Raw genomic sequence first — 16,738 nt, 5'->3', positions numbered from 1 at the left:
ATCAACTGCAAGTAGCTAAAAGATACCAAGATTCCATTCTTTCGCGAGAAGCGCAAGCAGCTTGACTCCGGCAACCGAATTTCCTTTATCATCCAGAGCAGGACCAAAGACCCCGATCCCCATTCGCTGCGGCACGGCAGCCATAATGCCTCCGGCCACGCCGCTTTTCGCAGGAATCCCGACATCAATGGCAAATGCTCCGGAAGCGTTGTACATGCCGCATGTTACCATAAAGGTTTTACAGATGCGGGCGACCTCTAGGGGAATCACTCTCTCGCCTGTCTCCGGGATCACGCCGTCGGCAGCAAGCACCATGCCCACTCTCGCTACTTCCTTGGCCGTGACCTCGATGGCGCAATGCCGGAAGTACAAATCCAGCGTCTCTTCCACATCTGTTTCCAGGACGCCGCTGTCCTTCAAAAACCAGGCGAGCGCCCGATTGCGGGCAGCGGTTCGTTTCTCCGAACCGTACACCGCTTCGTTGATGGACAGCGCGGAATTTCCCGTCATCTTGCGCAGCAGACCGAGTACAGCGTCCAGCCGCTGCTCCACGCTGTTGCCCCGGATCATCCCCGCAACGGCGATCGCCCCGGCATTAATCATCGGATTGAGCGGCTTGTGCGGCTTGATCGTCTCCAGCTTGATAATCGAATTGAACGGGTCCCCTGTCGGCTCCTTGCCTACTCGCTCAAACACATGCTTCTCCCCGTTCTGGCACAGCGCGACAATCAGCGAGCATATTTTGGAGATGCTTTGCAGGGTAAACGGAACCTCTGCATCTCCCGCTGCCAAAATCGTCCCGTCGGGGAGGCAAACCGCAGCACCGAGCAGGTGCGGGTCCACTTTTGCCAGTTCGGGAATATACACGGCCACCTTGCCTTGTCCCGTCACATCCCTGGCCGCTTTCACTGCCTCAGCCAGTTGAATCGAGGCCCGCCCGAGTTCCATCCGCCATCCCCTCTATTCCTATTCACGACGTATATGAATAGATTGTAGATTTGAATGCGGTGGCTGTCAAATTGTGGGACGCAGGACCGCTCCCTTTTCCCGATTCCTATTCCATGAGCGCGCGCTTCAAACGCTCCATCGCTTCTGTGACAACAGAGCGCGGACAAGCAAAATTGATCCGTTGAAACCCTTCTCCTTCCTGTCCGAAAACAACTCCGTCATGAAGCCCGAGCTTGGCCTTGTCGCGAAGCAGACGGTTCAACTCCGCCTGTTTCAGACCCAGACGCCGAAAATCCATCCAGCCCAGGTACGTGGCTTGCGGTACGGGCATGCGGACGTCCGGTACGTGCTCGGCCAGAAAGCGATGAATGTACGTCGCGTTCTGTTGCAGGTACAAAAGCAGCTCATTCAGCCATGGCTCTCCATGCCGATAAGCGGCAATCGTGGCCTCCAACCCGAACACATTCATGTTTTCGTAGCCCATTTTGGAAGCGGTCGCGGTAAAATCACGCAGCAGCTGTCTGTTTTCCGTCAGGATATACGACGTGAACAGTCCGGCCAGATTGAACGTTTTCGAAGCGGCCAAAAACGTGACGCTCTGTCTGGCCAGCTCCGGGGCAAGCGAGTAATATGGCGTGTGGCTGCCTTGTCGGTAGACCAGGTCGGCGTGAATTTCGTCGGCCACGACCAGTACGCCATGCTCTACGCACAAGGCGCCCAGCCGCTCCAGCTCCTGCTTCGTCCACACTCTGCCGACCGGATTGTGCGGGCTGCACAAAAGCATCAGCTTTACCTTGGGATCGCTCAGCTTGGCAGCCAGATCGTCCCAGTCCATCTCGTAGTGACCGTCCTGCTCGCGCAACGAGCTGCGCACGACTTCCCGCCCCCGGTTTTCGACAGCACGGAAAAACGGATGGTACACCGGCGTCTGAATCAGGACGCGCTCTCCTGGTGATGTATATGCTTCAATCGCTACATGGATGCCAGGAACGACCCCCGGGATGCCCGCCATCCAACTCGTCTCTACCTCGACGCCGAACCGCTTGCGAATCCACGCCTGCAGGCTCTCAAAAAAAGCGGCGCTCTTCAGCGGATAGCCGTAGATCGGGTGCGCCGCCCGCTGCACGATCGCCTCCGTCACTTCCGGCGGGCAGGCAAAATCCATGTCGGCCACCCACATCGGCAGCATGCCATCGCCGTTCACCTTCGGATTGTCAATGTCCCATTTCACACTGTCCGTTCCTCTGCGCTCGATTCTCGTTTCAAAGTCGTACATGGTGTCCCTCCCGCCTTTTGCATGCTTCCCGTTGCCTGTTCGCATCGTTTCGGCCACACTTTCCTTCTCTTGTTCAGCATAACCGCTTCGGCAGCGATTGTCCAAGACTTCCCCTGCATGTCGCTCGGCCTGGCAAACGCACCCTGCGCTCGGAAAAGGGCACAGCATCTGCTCCAATCCGTGACGTCTCATCCTGGCAGATGGTTTGCCCATTCGCGAACAGGTATAGTACAATGCTAGATGACGCTGAAAGATTACGGAGGTATGCTTCATGTCTGATGTTATCGTGTTCAAAGGGGCTGTCACGTACCCGATCACTTTGGACCCGACTGTCTGGGTTTTCGACGAGCGCAAGTTTGATTTGAACACGTATACGGGGGAAGAGGACACGTCCCTGTCCGGACAGACGCACTATTTGCAAGGGACAGGAACGCAATGGGACAAGGAACTGAGAGAAGGCGCCCAGCTGCCCTCGGAGCGCAAAAGCTTGGCAGAAGAGCGCAAGGTGCTGGACGGAGACTACGGGATTCGGCTCGAGCCGTTTATCGCGAACGCGGCACCGCTGCCAGAGGCGACGCACGTCCGGCTGCATCGCGAGAACGCGGACCCGATCGTCCTCCCCCTGTCCGAAGCGAAGCGGGCCATCCTGCAGTTTGCCAAAGCCGGCAAGCCGATCAAGGAGAACGGACCGGTGTACCTATACTCGCCGGAAGCCTTGCTGAAAAAAGAAGCGCCCATTACCGGAATCACGGCACTGGAGTTTTTCACTGCCTGACGGCGCACAGCGAAAGAAAACTGCCCTACCGATGAACGACAGAAAAAGCCATCCTTTCCCTGAACGGCCCCTTCCGTTTGCCAGGAGTCTCTGACAATCCGGGTGCCATTCATCGCCAAGGATGGCTTTTGTCGTTTGGTTCTTATGTGTGCTGCTCTTAGGCGCTGGCCTGTGTGATGCGAATGTTCCGCGTCTGCAGCTCTGCCCGAAGCAAATCAATAAAAGCGGAATCTAGCTGAAGGTCGACAGCACGATGATATACTTCTATCAGCATCTGGTCGCTCAAGTATTTCACCCTTGCTCACCTCCATCCTTTCGTATGGGTTCATTCTACCAGATGATCGAGTATCGAACAACCGTTCTGATATCCACAAACGATGTGGAAATGCTGTGAGTAACTTGTGGGCAGTCTGTGTGTAACAAAGAAAAACGCCGCTGTATGTATGTGGATTTTTCTTCCACTTTTATCCACAGGAAGTCGGATTTTGTCGAACGATTACAACCCGACTTGTCTTACTCGTCCCCATGCAAAAAAACAGCCTTCCTTGCCGGAAGGCTGTTTTGTCTTGGTTACGCGTTTGCTGTTTCGGAGACGTGCAGCACTTGCTTGATGCGCTCGATCGCCCAATCGAGTTCTTCCTTGCTAATCACGAGCGGCGGTGCAAAGCGGATGGTCGTTTCGTGCGTTTCCTTGCACAGAAGACCCAGCTCTTTCAGCTTCTCGCAGTAAGGACGGGCAGCAGTCGTCAGCTCCAGACCGATGAACAGACCGCGGCCGCGAATTTCCTTGATGATCGGGTTGCGGATTTCCTGCAATTTTTCCATGAAATACGTTCCCATCTCCAGGGAGCGCTGTACGAGACCTTCGTCCACGAGAACGTCCATCGCCGCTACGGCTACGGCGCAGCCCAGCGGATTGCCGCCAAAGGTAGAGCCGTGGGAACCTGGTTCGAACACGCCGAGGATTTCTTTGTCTGCTGCGACGGCAGAGATCGGGAACACCCCGCCGCCGAGCGCTTTCCCCATGATGTACATGTCCGGCTTGACGTCTTCCCAGTCGCTGGCGAACAGCTTGCCTGTACGTCCGAAGCCGGTCTGGATTTCGTCACAGACGAGCAGCACGTTGTTTGCTTTACATACTTCTTGTGCCTGTTTCAGGAATCCCTCTTGCGGAATGATGATCCCCGCTTCGCCCTGAATCGGCTCGAGCATGAACGCGGCGGTATTTGGCGTGATCGCTTGCTTCAACGCCTCAATGTCGCCGTACGGAATGATTTTGAAGCCAGGCGTGAACGGTCCGAAGCCGCGTCTGTACTCCTCTGCGGAAGAGAAGGACGTGATGGTCACGGTACGGCCGTGGAAGTTGCCTTCACAGACGATGATTTCCGCCTGGTTTTCCGGCACCTTTTTCACGTCGTAAGCCCAGCGGCGAACGGCTTTGAGAGCGGTTTCCACTGCTTCCGCGCCCGTATTCATCGGCAGGATCATCTCTTTGCCTGTCAATGCGGACAGCTTCTCGTAAAATTCGCCCAACTGATCGTTGTAAAAAGCGCGGGAGGTCAGCGTTACTTTGTCTGCCTGATCTTTCAGCGCCTGGATGATGCGCGGATGGCGGTGCCCCTGGTTCAGCGCGGAGTACGCGCTCAGCATATCCAAATATTTATGGCCTTCCGGGTCTTCTACCCATACGCCTTCTGCCTTGGAGATGACAATCGGTAGCGGATGGTAGTTGTGTGCGCCGTATTTTTCGGTTTGGTCAATGACTGCTTTTGTTTTTGTCATGCCGATAGCCTCCTTCGATTTCACTTGCTACTTTTAACCAAGCAAGAATGATGCCACTATCAAAAATCAGAGGAAAGACGACGAACAGGCCGTCTTCAGCAAAAAATTTTTGCATGCCCTCTCCACAATATTTTGCAGGTGCATAAACATTTTGCACACTGATCGTTGTATGATATGATACTGTCACGAAGAAAGGCTGGTGACCCTTTGTGTCGTCTTCAAGGCAAGAGAACTCCCGCTACACGCTTTTACGCATCTACGAGCATATCCTGGACAGAATGAACGAAGGCGTCCACGTCATTGACGCCAGCGGAACGACCATCGTGTACAACCAGAAGATGACCGAGCTGGAGTCGATGGCAAGGCAGGACGTCCTGCACAAACCTCTGTCAGAAGTTTTCCAGTTCCCCAGCGGACAGGAAAGCACGCTGCTCACCTGCTTGCGGACAGGAAATCCCATACTCAATACGCGGCAAACGTATTTCAACGACAAGCAAAAAGAAATCACCACCATCAACAATACGTACCCGATCATCGAGAACGGGCACATCATCGGCGCGATGGAGATCGCCAACGATGTGACAAAGATGGAGCGGCTCATCCGCGAAAACTTGCTGGCGAAAAACGGCTCCCGCTACACGTTTGACCAGATTATCGGAAAAAGCGGAGCGATTCTCGATGTGATCGAAAACGCCAAGCGGGCAGCGCGCACCTCCTCCTCCGTGCTGGTCGTCGGCGAGACCGGAGCAGGCAAGGAGCTGTTTGTCCAAAGCATTCACAATGCCAGTCTCCGTTCATCCGGCCCGCTCATCTCGCAAAACTGCGCGGCGCTCCCCGACAGCCTGATTGAAGGCTTGCTGTTCGGCACGGCGCGCGGCGCTTTTACCGGAGCGGTGGAGAGACCAGGCCTGTTTGAGCAAGCAGAGGGCGGCACGCTTTTTCTGGACGAAATCAACTCGCTTAGTATGCCTCTCCAGGCCAAATTGTTGCGCGCCCTGCAGGAGAAGTCGATCAGGCGCATCGGGGACACGAAGGATCGGGCGATCGACGTGCGCATCATTGCCGCGATCAATGAAGACCCTGTGGAGGCCATCGCCAAGTCTCACCTGCGCAAAGACTTGTACTACCGTCTCGGCGTCGTGACGCTTTTCCTGCCTCCGCTGCGCGAGCGCAAGGAAGACATCCCGATGCTCGTTTCGCATTTTATTGAAAAATACAACGAGCTGTTTCAAATGGAAGTGACCGGCGTCGCGAGCGACGTCCTGCAATTTTTCCAGGAGCACGACTGGCCCGGCAACGTCCGCGAGCTACAGCATCTCATCGAAGGGGCCATGAATCTGATGGTCGACGAAACCACGATTCGCTACGAGCACTTGCCGCTGCACTACTTGCGCCGTTCTCCTGCCGCCAGTGCCGCCGTCACCGGACAAGCAGCTCCCGGCTCCCTCCCGTTTATCGAGGAAGGCAAATCGTTGAAGGAAACGATGCAGGAGTTTGAGACCGCTTATATTCATCACGTCGTGGACCGTCACAACGGCAACATCTCACGCGCGGCCAAAGAACTGCAAATCAGTCGGCAAAGCTTGCAGTATCGTCTGCGCAAATTGGGAATCAAGGGATAATCGGCCTGTTTTTTGCTTAAAACGCCAAATTTCTTGGCGTTTTTTTATTTTTTTTGCACCGAAGCGCCTATTTTTTTTGCTCCATTCCCCATAAACTACCTGACAAAGATGATTTTCTTGCGCTGAAATTTTTGGTATCATTCTTGCAGATCATATAGCACGCTTGAAAACGCATTCATAGATCGAATGAATATTTCTCGCGTGAAGGAGAGGGTTTTATGACACCAAGCAGCAATGAACAGCACAATGAACTAAGACGCAGTATGAACAGTAGGCACCTCTTCATGATTTCTCTGGGGGGCGTAATCGGGACCGGACTGTTTCTCGGTTCCGGCTATACGTTAAGCCAAGCTGGCCCTGTAGGCACGATTCTTTCGTTTCTGGTCGGCGGCTTTATCATGTACCTGACGATGCTGTGCCTCGGCGAACTGGCGGTCGCGATGCCTGTGGCGGGTTCGTTCCAAACCTACATGACCCGGTTCGTCAGCCCGTCCCTCGGCTTCGCAGTCGGCTGGCTGTACTGGCTGGGTTGGGCCGTAACGGTTGCCCTGGAGCTTCTGTCTTCGGGCCTGTTGATGCAGCGCTGGTTTCCCGACTCCCCTGTCTGGATGTGGTGCGCCATCTTCGGTGTCCTTCTGTTCCTGCTGAATGCGCTTTCTGCCCGTGCGTTCGGTGAGTCCGAATTCTGGTTTTCCAGCATTAAAGTAAGCGCTATCATCCTGTTCATCATCTTGGGTGGAGCGGCTATGTTTGGCTTCATTGACATGAAAAATGGACAACCTGCTCCGATGTTTTCCCATTTCACCGACAGTCCGCTGCTTCCGTTCGGGATTACCGGTCTGTTGATGACCATGATTACCGTGAACTTCTCCTTCCAAGGGACCGAATTGATCGGTATCGCAGCAGGCGAAAGCAAGGAACCGGAAAAAACCATTCCGAAGTCCATCCGCACAACTGTTTGGCGCACGCTCGTCTTCTTTATTTTGGCAATTTCCATCGTGGCCGGGATGATCCCGCACGAGCAAGCCGGCGTCATCGAAAGTCCGTTTGTCGTCGTGTTTGACAGCATCGGTATCCCTTATGCGGCAGACATCATGAACTTCGTCGTCTTGACGGCGCTGTTGTCTGTGGCAAACTCCGGCTTGTACGCCGCGACCCGGATGCTCTACTCCCTGTCCAACGAGAAAATGGCTTCTCGCAAGCTTGCGATTGTCAACCGCAAAGGAATTCCAATGAATGCGTTGCTGATTACCTTTTCCATCTCCCTGCTGTCGCTTTTGTCCGGCTTTTTCGCGGAAGATACCGTATTTATGGTGCTTCTGTCCATCGCCGGCCTGGGTGCTCAGGTAGGCTGGATCTCGATTTCCGCCTCCCAGCTCGCTTTCCGTCGCCACTACCTGAAAAACGGCGGCAAGCTGGAAGACCTGAAGTTCCGTACGCCGCTGTACCCTGTACTGCCTCTGGTTTCCCTGATTTTGAACCTGACTGTACTCGTGAGCCTGGCCTTCGATCCGGAACAGCGGATCGCGCTCTACTGCGGCATTCCGTTCATCCTCATTGCCATTCTGGTCTACCAGCTTCGCTTCAAGAACCAGCTGGAGCCGCAGACAGAAAACGGTCTGGCCGATTACCGCAAAGCGAACAATCTGTAAAGCAGAGGAAAAAAGAAAGCTTGCACTCCCGCAGAAGGAGGGCAAGCTTTTTTGCTTTCTTGTTGCGATTCGCTGGCACGGCTACAGGGAGATTCGCACAATTTCTGTGATGACGACCATAGTAAAGACGGCAAATCCAAAAGAGCCCGTCACCAGCAACATTCGTTTCAGTTTGTTCATATCTTCCATAGGAGAATCCCTCGCTTTCTTCGCGCCCATCATTATCGTTTTCTACGTTATATACGCACCACCCAGGGAATTTGTTTCAATTTGCGCCCCGTAACTTTTCGCCTTTTCTCGCCAAAAAGCTTACGATTGCGCGGTTTTTGTCAAATTCCTGCCGATCTTGAACGTATCTTGCTCCATCTGATGAAGCATCCAGGCAACCAGCAGACCCACAGCCAGGCAGATCGTCCAGGGAAGCCATCCCGCCTGCAGCTTCGTTCCCATATCGTATACCCAGCCGCCTGCAATCTGGCCGAGCGACCCGCCGACGGCGATCGAGTATCCGTTGAAGCCGTAATAGGCGCCGACCAAATCTTTTGGCGCAAACCGGGGAACCACATCGACCAGGTTTGGCACCGCAATCATCGTACCCAGCGCAAACAGGAAGACGTCGATGAGCAGCATCCACAGCGAATCGGCAAACGCAAACAGGAACAGTCCCACTCCCATCACCAGTGTGCCAAGCCCGATCAAGGTCAGTCGGTGCGGATAACCTTCCAGCCATTGCGTCACCTTCATTTGGAAAAGAATGACGAACAACGACATCGCAGCCAGGACAATCCCTACCGAAGCCTTGCTGCCAGTTCCATGCTCCACCAAGAGCGGTATCGTCAAAAAGATTTGCATGTTCAAGTAGTAGTAGCCCATCAGGATGACCGTAAAACGGACAAAACGCTTGTCCCGCATCACTGTAAACACGCTCTCCCAAACGCTCTGCCGCGTACGGGTGACAGGGATCGGCGACAGGAAAACGAAGGAGACGACGGCGCACAAGCCAAAGATCGCTCCGGCAAACAGCGACAAGTACGTAAAATCAACGGCCGAGAGTGCGGTTCCCACGATTTGCGAGCCAACCACCGCAATATTGCCGAGTACATTGCGAAAGGCAAACACTTCTTTACGTATGGCATCCGGCGTCAAAATCGCAAACGCTGCCGAGCCAGCCGGGTCAAACAACGCCCCGCCCATGCCGGACAAAATCGCTGCGACAAAAAAATGCCACGTCTCTGTGCAGAATGCGAACAGCGCAAATCCGACCGCGCGCACGACCATCCCCAGAACCATGGCTCCCTTGTACCCAAAGGCATCCGCCATGATCCCGCCCAAAAACGCCAAGCCTTGCTGGGAAAACTGCCGCACACTGAGCGCGAGTCCCGCCATCGCCAGCGTCCACCCCATACTGCCCGTCAAATACAAGGTCAAATACGGAATCAGGGCATAAAACCCAAGGTTCATCAAAAAGGATGTCGTCAAGAGCAGCTTGACGGAAAACGGCGTTTCTTTCCACATTTCCTTCTTCATTCGATACCCCTCGCTCCCCCTCTGCCTCTCCTGATTTAGGGATATCCCCAGCGTAAAGAACAGGGTATAATTTGGGAAACGAACGTTTTTGTATATAGTTATCAAATATTTAGATAAGAGGGAAACACACGCTATGGACTTCGAACAACTGCGTGCCTTTTACACGTTGGCACAGACCAAAAACTTCACCAAGGCTGCGGAGATGCTCCACCTCGTCCAGTCTACGGTGACCATGCGAATCAAGCAACTGGAAGAAAAAGTCGGGAAGCCGCTTTTCATCCGCGACAAGCGAAGTGTGGAAATCACACAGGCGGGCTTGACGCTTTTGCCCTACGCCGAAAGAATCCTCAAGCTGTCCCACGAGGCGCTGAGCGAAGTAGCTTCTCTTCAGCCTTATGAAGATTACTTGTCCATCGGCAGCCTGAACGCCATCTGGACGTCTACGCTCGAACCGATTCTGAAAGAGTATCATTACCGCTATCCGCAAATCGCCATCAGCACCAAAACCGGGCATTCCTCCGACGTCATCCAGTATTTGCTCGACAACGTCATTCAGATCGGAATCGTGTACGTGCCGCCGTCTTTGCCGAACTTTGAGGTCATTCCCACCTGGGACGATGAAATCGTCCTCGTCTGCTGTCCGCAGAGCAGCGTCGCGAAGGCTACTCACGTCGACTCGCGCGAGCTTCGCCACCTGCCGCTCATCTACATGAACTGGGGACCGCCCTTCAACGAGTGGATCAGACAGACGCTGCCGCGCAACTACGTGCCCAAGCTGACCGTCGACAAGGCGGAGCTGGCCATCGATTTGATCAAGGAAGGGCTGGGCGTCAGCCTGTTGACCCGGTCCGCTGTCAAGGCAGAGCTGACTGCCGGAACGCTCAAGGAACTGCCGATTACCGGAAACAAACCTCCGAAGCGCTCTGCGTACATCGTTCTGCCGAAAGACAAAAAAAATAAACCCAGCGTGGAAAAATGGCTGAGTCTCATGAGTGAATTAGGGTATTCGACCACCTAGCAAGTCTAGCGCGATTGCGGGAGGGAATCGACGATGGCCCCTCGTCGCCCCAACCTTCTTTCATAGCCCCAGCGCACGAGAAAATACCAGCACAGCGACAGGCAAAATCCCGTAAGCACGTCGCTCAAGTAATGCACGCCGAGGTATACGCGGCTTGCCGCCAGCAGCAGGACGACGACGAGCGCAACCGGCTGTATGTACGCCGACCAGCTTTTCTCCCGATACCAGCGAGCGATCAGGAAGGCCAGCATGAGGTAAAAGCAAGGAGCGATCATCGCGTGGCCGCTTGGAAACGAAAACGAATCCGGCAGCTCCACCAGATGGAAGCCGACAGGTCGGGGACGGGCAAACACCCGCTTCAACAGCTCGTTTGCGATCTCGCTCCCCCCTGCTGTCAAGAGGATCACGGCTGCCTCCAGCCTGTGTCCTTTGACGGAAAAGGCCACGATCAGCACGACGCAGAGCGGCGCCAGGATCGTGGCGTCTCCCAAAGCCGTGAGCAGCTGGAAAAAGCTCGTAGCCGCATCCGAGCGGACGTCGGCGACAAACGCAAAACCCGCCTGATCCATCCCCGCTACCTGGCCTGCTATGTACTGGCGAAACATCCAGACTCCGAGCAGCGCAAAGACGATGCCGCCAACAAGCAATCCTTTGTCTTTGACCGTCCCGTTCATGCGTGTTCCCCTCCTTCCAACAACGAACGCAGCACAGCCGCAAAGCGCCGGTCATCTTCACGCGTGCGTGCCGACGGCCCTCGCGTTCTTCCTCCCCCGCGACGATAGCGGGCTTTTTCGTTTCTCTCCTCCAAATGAAACGCAATCCGCTCCGGCTCCATGAGCAGTCCGTGCGGCGTCAGCGCTCGCGCCCTTTTGCCGAGAACGAGCGCGGCCAGTCCGATGTCCTGTGTTACGACCACATCCCCCGGACGGGTTTCGTTGGCGAGCCGCAAATCGACCGCCTGCGGCCCTGCATCGACCGTTACGTGATGCGCAGAGCCAATCTGATGATGGTAGCTGGCAAAGGTCAGGCAGAGCCAGCCGAACTCCTTGCACAGCTCCTGTGCGATGGCGAGCGCCTGGCGTGGGCAGGCGTCGGCATCAATGAGAACGCGTCCTTTTTGCATGCCAATTCCTTTCGTGCGCTTTTCTCTCTCCCCGCGCTGTCCCGTTTTTGGTATGATGGAGGAGGAGAGGAGTGAGTTCACCTTTGCGCAATTATTTTGTTTTCGATGAACGATTAGGCATTCGCCTTCCTGCATTGGATATGCCCTGGGAGGCTTATTCGCATGCGGAACGCGCGGACATTTTGATGGAGTGGGAAGAAATCCGCGCGACCATCCCGGATCAGATCCAGCGGGTGGAAGCTGTCATTATCGAAAAGACCAAGCAGTTGTCCGAAGAGGAAAATTTCGCCCGTTCTTGTGAGCTGAACAGCGAAATCCATGAATTAGCCAGCGTCATTAATGATCTTAATATATGGTTTCGCGTCCAGCAAGATCATGACACCAAAGTCCATCAGTAATCCTGCGGGGAAAGCAAACCGAAACAAACAAAACAAGCTCCGTGGCCACCTCGCTGCCATGGAGCTTGTTGCGTCTTCGCCTATTTCCTTTTGTTTCGCTTGCGGCCGATTTCGAGCGCCATCAGACCGGTAACGTGCGGGGCAGCCATGGAGGTTCCGTTCAGCTTTTTGAACTGGTTGCCGGGCCAGGTCGATAAAATTTCCACGCCGGGCGCTTTCCTGTTTACCCCTTTGCCGCGTGCGCTGAACGACGCCAGCCTGCCCGACTGATCGATGGCGCTAACCCCCATGACGCCTTTGTACCTGGCCGGATATTCTGCCTCTCCCCCGCTATTTCCCGCAGAAGCGACCATGACGATGCCGTGCTCGTGCGCCTTTTCCACCGCGCGCGCCAACGCCTCGCTGTACTGCGGCATGCCGAAGCTCATATTGATGATATCCATTTGATTGGCGATCGACCACTGCAACGCCTGCAAAATCGTCGACAGCGACGCTTTGCCTTCGTGGTCAAACGCGCGCACGTCGTACAGGTGGGCTTCGGGAGACACACCGACAATCCCGCGCTGGTTCATCTCCGCCACAATAATGCCGGCCACATGCGTGCCGTGCCCGTTTTGCTTGCCCCGTACAAAATGAACGCCGCCTTTGATCCGGCCTTTCAAGTCAAAATGATCGCGGGAGATTCCCGTGTCAATGACGGCGACTTTCACGCCCTCCCCCCTGCCTTTGCGCCACAGCCGCTCTGCTCCGACATAGCGGACGCCCCACGGGATTTCGTCTTCGCCCTCTGTCTCTGTCTTGGCGTGCACGTTTACCGTCACGTTCTCCTCTACCATCGCCTCATACCTGCGAAAATGCTCGCAGTGCTGCTCGTATATGTGTTCCTTGATGCACAGACAACCCCAGTCATCGTAGCATCGCCAAGGAAGTCTTTCCGTTTTGGTCATCACTTTTTTCTGCAAATCGGTCAAAATTTCGTGAAAGGGCATCCCCCGCTGAAAGCTGATGATTTTCAACCTGCTAGCCTCCTGTCATGCATGGCGTTGCCACATCTTATGTCGCAGCCGCCTGTGTCTCTTTGGGCATTCGCACATAGCCGACAAAATAGGCGATTGACCCGGTCGCTCTGTCCAAGCAAACAGGAGGCTTCTCCCATATATTTGCAAGGGCAGGCGCAAATTCATCGGAAGAGAGGAGCGAGTGCGGCATGGCAAAAGCAAAAGGCAAAAACACAGGCGATCTCCTGAAAAAAATCAACAAGAAGAGCAAGAAAAAATGGAAAATGGACGATATCAAGTCATTGGCGAAGGGGATCACGAAAAAGGATCTGAAGGATGACAAAAAGCTGGCCGACCTGATCCAAAAGGTCAGCAAGGCTGTCGGGGTCAAACTGTCCGACAAGCAAATCGCCAGCGTCAAAAAGCAGGTGCATGACAGACTGGGCTGACCGATTTTGCGACAGCAAAAAGGGAGAGCAGCTACGCTCTCCCTCTTGCTATTGCCAACCTATGCAGCCGGTGTTACCTCGTTAGTCGCAAGAGCAAGCAACGATTGTCAGCAATACGAACAACACCAGAATCAAAGCAAAATCGTCGAATCCTCCGTTGAACAGACTCATTCGCTTTCCCTCCTTTGTCAGCAACTAATCATACTGTATGTGCGAATAGCCAATCTTGATTGGACGCTCGCCCATCCAGTGCCCATTTCTGGTTACGCGTGTAGTTGCCGGGAGGAAAAACAGCGTCCGCTCAACTTGCGCGACGCTCGATCGGCTCCAGCAAGCCGTATTGCTTTTTCATCACAGACTGCCAAAACGGAATCGTTCTCTGGATCATCGGCCCCGTCAAGAGGGCGATCAGCACCGTCCCGATGGAGACAGGGCCGCCCAGTGCTGCCCCCGCAAGCAAGACCGTCACCTCAATCATCAGCCGAACCTTCTGAATGCTCCAGCCCAGCCGCTCGTTCATCGCCAGCATGAAGCTGTCACGCGGTCCGGCCCCCAGGCGAGGCGACAAATACATCCCGATTTCGATGTTCATGACCACGAGGCCCACGAGCAACATGGCCAAGCGCGCCCAGACAGATGACAGCTCCGGCACGATATCGAGCCACAAGATCAGATCGAGAAAGCCCCCGAAACAGACCATGTTCAAAAACATGCCGAAGGTCGGTTTGATTTTGGCCAGCAGGTAGGAGGCCACAATCACGGCCAGGCCGACGATCTGCGACCAGATGCCAATCGTGAATCCAAACGTTTTTTGCAAGCCGATGTGGAACGTATCCCACGGCGCCACTCCCAGGTTGGCTTTGATCGCAAGCACACAGCCAAACGCCCCGATAAACAACCCCAGTACAAACATGGCGTAACGCACGACAATCGACCTGCTGATCCGCCTATCGGACACCGTCTTTCCCCTTTCCTCTCCCGTTATGCGCGCTCGCTTTTCCGGCGAAAAACGTCTTCCCGGACAGGCTGCACGCCTGATTGCTGCGAGCCGGAAGCCATGGTTCATTCATGATAGCAGCGTTACTCGGTTTCTTCCACCGTTTTTCGCACACGCTTTACCGCGATGCTGCCCAAATCCTCTGCGAGCTGCGTCTGCGGAAAAATCGCCTGCGCTTCCGCCAGCAGGTCCGCCATGGAAAAATCGCCGTCCTCATCTTCATAGCGCGGACTGAAGTGCGTCAGACAGAGCGCCTTCACGCCTGCCCGCTTGGCCAGCTCGGCAGCCTCCTTCGCTGTGGAGTGCCCGCTGCGCACAGCCAGCTCCTTGTCGTGGTCCGCGTACGTAGCCTCGTGCACCAAGAGATCAGCTCCTGCTGCCAGCTCTTCGACACTTTGGCACGGCTCCGTATCGCCGCTGAAAACGATTTTGCGGCCAGGCTGCGGCGCGCCGACAAAGTCCTTGCCATCCAGCACGCGCCCGTCCGGCAGCGTGATCTGCTCGCCCCGCTTCAACGCGCCAAACAACGGCCCGGCCGGCACTCCCGCCGCTTTGGCCCGCTCGACCAGAAATGCTCCCGGCTTGTCTTTTTCTACGACGCTATAGGCGAACGACAGCACCCGGTGCTTCGCTTTGCGGCAGGTGACGATCACCTCCTCGTCTTCGTACACGACGCCTTCGCTGACGATCTTGAGCGTAAGCGGATATTGCAAATGCACCGGGCTGACCTCCATGATCGCGCGAAAATAGCGGTCAAGCCCTGGCGGTCCGTACAGGGCAAGCGGAGGGGCTTCCCCGTTGCGCAGCGATCGGGAGGCAAGCAAGCCGATCAAGCCGTACAGGTGGTCGCCGTGCAAATGCGTAATGAAAATCTTGTCCAGCTGGCTGATTTTCATCGGAGAGCGCAGCAGCTGATGCTGCGTGCCTTCCCCGCAGTCAAACAGCCACCATTTTCCTGCTTGTAAAAAGCGCAGCCCGATTCCGCTTACATTGCGGCGCGTAGTGGGCGCCCCTGATCCCGTCCCTAAAAATGTCACGATCACGACTGTTGCACTTCTCCTTTCGTGGAGCTTCCCGCAAGCGTGTGCCTGTCATGGTCTGTAGGCATTCACCCTTTTTTGGCTGGGCGCATACGTTACAACAAACAACAGCCTAGCAAGGAGGGACTCCCGATCATGAAACGAATTTTTGTGCTGGGGCTGGCTGCCTGTCTGGCTCTGATCGCCGCTTTGACCGGCTGCTCCAGCACTTCTGAAACCATCCGAATTGGCGAAGTAACCCGCTCCCTGTTTTACGCTCCCCAATACGTTGCGCTGGAAAAGGGATTTTTTAAGGAAGAGGGCCTGGACGTGGAGCTGGCCACGATTCCTGGCGGCGACAAGGTGATGTCCGCTCTCTTGTCCGGCGGAATCGAAATCGCCTTGGTCGGTTCGGAAACGAGTATTTACGTCTCCCAGCAAGGAGCAGCGGACGTCGTCGTCAACTTCGCCCAGCTGACCCAGACAGACGGCACCTTCCTCGTCGCTCGCCACCCAACCGACCATTTTTCGTTTGACCAGCTCAAAGGCAGCGTCTTCCTCGGGCAGCGCAAAGGCGGTATGCCGCAAATGGTCGGAGAGTACGTGCTCAAAAAGCACCAGATCCATCCGCAAAACGATCTGGAGCTGATCCAGAATATCGAGTTCAAAAACATTGCCTCTTCCTTTGCTTCGGGAACCGGCGAGTATGTACAGCTGTTCGAGCCGGAAGCGTCCCGCTTTGAGCAGGAAGGGATCGGATATGTCGTCGCCTCCTTCGGCAAAGAAAGCGGCACGGTTCCTTACACGGTCTACATGGCGAAGCAAAGCTACCTCGACAGCAATGCCTCGACTATCCAAAAGTTTACCAATGCGGTCTACAAAGGGCAACAGTGGGTTGCCAGCCATAGCGCCAAGGAAACGGCGGACGTGATCGCCAAATACTTCGAGCAGATCGACCCGCCGATTTTGGAGAACGCCGTACAAAGGTATCTGGAGCAAGGCTCCTACGCCACCGATCCGGTGCTGGAGGAGGCGGAGTGGAACCAGCTGCAAGCCATCATGGAGGCGGCAGGCGAGTTGAAGCAACGGGCGGATTACACCAAGTTGGTCAATACCACTTTCGCCAAACAGTCTAAGGAAGGGAATTAATCGTC

At 55.2% G+C, this 16,738-nt stretch carries 19 protein-coding genes; 7 read left to right on the top strand and 12 right to left on the bottom strand.

The genetic code is table 11. The annotated features are described in order from the left end of the window. Positions 1–15: 15 nt before the first annotated feature. Together glsA and ACTHO6_RS02070 are read right to left on the bottom strand one after the other, a co-directional pair. Complete coding sequence (gene glsA, locus ACTHO6_RS02075) at positions 16–948, bottom strand: glutaminase A (protein ID WP_440238808.1); 933 nt, start codon at positions 946–948, stop codon at positions 16–18. Positions 949–1,054: 106 nt separating this feature from the next. Then, positions 1,055–2,224 carry a MalY/PatB family protein gene (locus ACTHO6_RS02070; protein ID WP_440238806.1) on the bottom strand — a complete coding sequence of 390 codons (1,170 nt, stop codon included), beginning with the start codon at positions 2,222–2,224 and terminating at the stop codon, positions 1,055–1,057. 271 nt (positions 2,225–2,495) lie between these two features. On the opposite strand from ACTHO6_RS02070, the gene ACTHO6_RS02065 reads away from it, so the two are divergent. After that, positions 2,496–2,999, top strand: a complete 504-nt coding sequence (locus ACTHO6_RS02065; RefSeq protein WP_440238804.1) for a hypothetical protein — start codon at positions 2,496–2,498, stop codon at positions 2,997–2,999. Between the two features lie 157 nt (positions 3,000–3,156). Here the strand turns inward: ACTHO6_RS02065 and ACTHO6_RS02060 are convergent, their stop codons facing one another. The 3 genes from ACTHO6_RS02060 to ACTHO6_RS02050 all read right to left on the bottom strand — a co-directional run bounded on the left by ACTHO6_RS02060 (position 3,157) and on the right by ACTHO6_RS02050 (position 4,896). Continuing rightward, a complete protein-coding gene (locus ACTHO6_RS02060; protein WP_440238802.1) occupies positions 3,157–3,294 on the bottom strand; it encodes a sporulation histidine kinase inhibitor Sda in 138 nt (45 codons plus the stop codon). Between the two features lie 275 nt (positions 3,295–3,569). Further along, positions 3,570–4,781, bottom strand: coding sequence for an ornithine--oxo-acid transaminase (locus ACTHO6_RS02055; protein WP_440238800.1), 1,212 nt, complete (start codon positions 4,779–4,781; stop codon positions 3,570–3,572). After that, a complete protein-coding gene (locus tag ACTHO6_RS02050; RefSeq protein ID WP_440238798.1) occupies positions 4,756–4,896 on the bottom strand; it encodes a hypothetical protein in 141 nt (46 codons plus the stop codon). Before ACTHO6_RS02050 ends, ACTHO6_RS02055 begins: the two co-directional genes overlap by 26 nt. Positions 4,897–4,990: 94 nt before the next feature. On the opposite strand from ACTHO6_RS02050, the gene ACTHO6_RS02045 reads away from it, so the two are divergent. Next, positions 4,991–6,403, top strand: coding sequence for a sigma-54 interaction domain-containing protein (locus ACTHO6_RS02045; RefSeq protein WP_440238796.1), 1,413 nt, complete (start codon positions 4,991–4,993; stop codon positions 6,401–6,403). A gap of 218 nt (positions 6,404–6,621) precedes the next feature. Beyond that, positions 6,622–8,055 (top strand): amino acid permease, encoded by a 1,434-nt coding sequence (locus ACTHO6_RS02040; protein ID WP_440238794.1) that lies wholly within the window; start codon positions 6,622–6,624, stop codon positions 8,053–8,055. 309 nt (positions 8,056–8,364) lie between these two features. Here ACTHO6_RS02040 and ACTHO6_RS02035 read toward each other — a convergent pair whose 3' ends face one another. After that, positions 8,365–9,582, bottom strand: coding sequence for an MDR family MFS transporter (locus ACTHO6_RS02035; protein WP_440238792.1), 1,218 nt, complete (start codon positions 9,580–9,582; stop codon positions 8,365–8,367). Positions 9,583–9,715: 133 nt separating this feature from the next. Between ACTHO6_RS02035 and ACTHO6_RS02030 the strand changes: the two genes are divergently transcribed. Continuing rightward, the gene (locus ACTHO6_RS02030; protein ID WP_440238790.1) at positions 9,716–10,600 is read left to right on the top strand and encodes a LysR family transcriptional regulator; all 885 of its coding nucleotides are present in this window, start codon (positions 9,716–9,718) and stop codon (positions 10,598–10,600) included. Positions 10,601–10,605: 5 nt separating this feature from the next. Here the strand turns inward: ACTHO6_RS02030 and ACTHO6_RS02025 are convergent, their stop codons facing one another. Both ACTHO6_RS02025 and ACTHO6_RS02020 read right to left on the bottom strand, forming a co-directional pair. Beyond that, positions 10,606–11,274, bottom strand: a complete 669-nt coding sequence (locus tag ACTHO6_RS02025; RefSeq protein WP_440238788.1) for a phosphatase PAP2 family protein — start codon at positions 11,272–11,274, stop codon at positions 10,606–10,608. Beyond that, the gene (locus ACTHO6_RS02020) at positions 11,271–11,723 is read right to left on the bottom strand and encodes a DUF188 domain-containing protein (protein ID WP_440238786.1); all 453 of its coding nucleotides are present in this window, start codon (positions 11,721–11,723) and stop codon (positions 11,271–11,273) included. The genes ACTHO6_RS02025 and ACTHO6_RS02020 overlap by 4 nt, the downstream gene beginning before the upstream one ends. A 71-nt stretch (positions 11,724–11,794) precedes the next feature. Here ACTHO6_RS02020 and ACTHO6_RS02015 point away from each other — a divergent pair, with 71 nt between their 5' ends. Next, positions 11,795–12,121, top strand: coding sequence for a hypothetical protein (locus ACTHO6_RS02015; RefSeq protein WP_440238784.1), 327 nt, complete (start codon positions 11,795–11,797; stop codon positions 12,119–12,121). Between the two features lie 80 nt (positions 12,122–12,201). Here the strand turns inward: ACTHO6_RS02015 and ACTHO6_RS02010 are convergent, their stop codons facing one another. Next, entirely contained in the window at positions 12,202–13,137 is a 936-nt protein-coding gene (locus ACTHO6_RS02010) for a S8 family peptidase (protein WP_440238782.1), read from the bottom strand. 191 nt (positions 13,138–13,328) lie between these two features. Here ACTHO6_RS02010 and ACTHO6_RS02005 point away from each other — a divergent pair, with 191 nt between their 5' ends. Continuing rightward, complete coding sequence (locus tag ACTHO6_RS02005) at positions 13,329–13,568, top strand: stage VI sporulation protein F (protein ID WP_440238780.1); 240 nt, start codon at positions 13,329–13,331, stop codon at positions 13,566–13,568. An 81-nt stretch (positions 13,569–13,649) separates the two neighbouring features. Here the strand turns inward: ACTHO6_RS02005 and ACTHO6_RS02000 are convergent, their stop codons facing one another. The 3 genes from ACTHO6_RS02000 to rnz form a co-directional block, all read right to left on the bottom strand. Then, positions 13,650–13,739, bottom strand: coding sequence for a YjcZ family sporulation protein (locus ACTHO6_RS02000; protein ID WP_007785194.1), 90 nt, complete (start codon positions 13,737–13,739; stop codon positions 13,650–13,652). 130 nt (positions 13,740–13,869) lie between these two features. Beyond that, the gene (locus ACTHO6_RS01995) at positions 13,870–14,481 is read right to left on the bottom strand and encodes a YczE/YyaS/YitT family protein (RefSeq protein WP_440239404.1); all 612 of its coding nucleotides are present in this window, start codon (positions 14,479–14,481) and stop codon (positions 13,870–13,872) included. A gap of 167 nt (positions 14,482–14,648) precedes the next feature. After that, on the bottom strand, positions 14,649–15,608 hold the full coding sequence (gene rnz, locus ACTHO6_RS01990) for a ribonuclease Z (protein ID WP_440238777.1): 960 nt from the start codon (positions 15,606–15,608) through the stop codon (positions 14,649–14,651). 132 nt (positions 15,609–15,740) lie between these two features. Here rnz and ACTHO6_RS01985 point away from each other — a divergent pair, with 132 nt between their 5' ends. Further along, positions 15,741–16,733, top strand: coding sequence for an ABC transporter substrate-binding protein (locus ACTHO6_RS01985; protein WP_440238775.1), 993 nt, complete (start codon positions 15,741–15,743; stop codon positions 16,731–16,733). Positions 16,734–16,738: the final 5 nt, after the last annotated feature.

The organism is Brevibacillus sp. SAFN-007a (genome assembly GCF_051967035.1).
Lineage (GTDB): Bacteria > Bacillota > Bacilli > Brevibacillales > Brevibacillaceae > Brevibacillus.
This window is presented reverse-complemented; position numbering and strand designations above follow the sequence as displayed.

Coding starts and splice junctions, on each gene's coding strand:
- glsA (WP_440238808.1), bottom strand. CDS start 948: ATGGAACTCGGGCGGGCCTCGATTCAACTGGCTGAGGCAGTGAAAGCG.
- ACTHO6_RS02070 (WP_440238806.1), bottom strand. CDS start 2,224: ATGTACGACTTTGAAACGAGAATCGAGCGCAGAGGAACGGACAGTGTG.
- ACTHO6_RS02065 (WP_440238804.1), top strand. CDS start 2,496: ATGTCTGATGTTATCGTGTTCAAAGGGGCTGTCACGTACCCGATCACT.
- ACTHO6_RS02055 (WP_440238800.1), bottom strand. CDS start 4,781: ATGACAAAAACAAAAGCAGTCATTGACCAAACCGAAAAATACGGCGCA.
- ACTHO6_RS02050 (WP_440238798.1), bottom strand. CDS start 4,896: ATGCAAAAATTTTTTGCTGAAGACGGCCTGTTCGTCGTCTTTCCTCTG.
- ACTHO6_RS02040 (WP_440238794.1), top strand. CDS start 6,622: ATGACACCAAGCAGCAATGAACAGCACAATGAACTAAGACGCAGTATG.
- ACTHO6_RS02035 (WP_440238792.1), bottom strand. CDS start 9,582: ATGAAGAAGGAAATGTGGAAAGAAACGCCGTTTTCCGTCAAGCTGCTC.
- ACTHO6_RS02030 (WP_440238790.1), top strand. CDS start 9,716: ATGGACTTCGAACAACTGCGTGCCTTTTACACGTTGGCACAGACCAAA.
- ACTHO6_RS02025 (WP_440238788.1), bottom strand. CDS start 11,274: ATGAACGGGACGGTCAAAGACAAAGGATTGCTTGTTGGCGGCATCGTC.
- ACTHO6_RS02020 (WP_440238786.1), bottom strand. CDS start 11,723: ATGCAAAAAGGACGCGTTCTCATTGATGCCGACGCCTGCCCACGCCAG.
- ACTHO6_RS02005 (WP_440238780.1), top strand. CDS start 13,329: ATGGCAAAAGCAAAAGGCAAAAACACAGGCGATCTCCTGAAAAAAATC.
- ACTHO6_RS02000 (WP_007785194.1), bottom strand. CDS start 13,739: ATGAGTCTGTTCAACGGAGGATTCGACGATTTTGCTTTGATTCTGGTG.
- ACTHO6_RS01995 (WP_440239404.1), bottom strand. CDS start 14,481: ATGTTTGTACTGGGGTTGTTTATCGGGGCGTTTGGCTGTGTGCTTGCG.
- ACTHO6_RS01985 (WP_440238775.1), top strand. CDS start 15,741: ATGAAACGAATTTTTGTGCTGGGGCTGGCTGCCTGTCTGGCTCTGATC.